We start from the raw sequence: 304 nt of genomic DNA on the forward strand, positions 1-304 counted from the left end.
CGATATAATTGAGTTTCAGAATTCTGGTTTTCTATAACTTTTAGATAGTCATAGACATATTCATCTCTCAACCAATCAAAGCCGTACAAACCGTTATATTTTGTCAGCGTAGGTCTTCTAAAATGTATTAAAAAGTCTCTAAGAGTCGGTGCTGTTATTTTTACTACTTGGTTATTAGTGCCCGTTTTGAGCCTCTTAGTAGTGCTTTTAGATGTATTTCCTGCCATGATTATGTATCTCAATATTTAATTATTAAAAATAGTCCGTAAGTAAGCTATGACATTAACGGAAGGTTTTGAAGAGG

1 pseudogene is annotated in these 304 nt (G+C 32.9%); it reads right to left on the reverse strand.

Features of this window, described 5'->3' with window-relative positions:
* Positions 1-227, reverse strand: a pseudogene (locus ACT3SX_RS15685) (hypothetical protein); the annotation flags it as partial.
* Positions 228-304: the final 77 nt, after the last annotated feature.

Origin of the sequence: Psychrobacter sp. AOP31-B2-9, from assembly GCF_052378005.1 — a bacterium.
In the GTDB taxonomy this organism is placed as follows: Bacteria; Pseudomonadota; Gammaproteobacteria; order Pseudomonadales; family Moraxellaceae; genus Psychrobacter.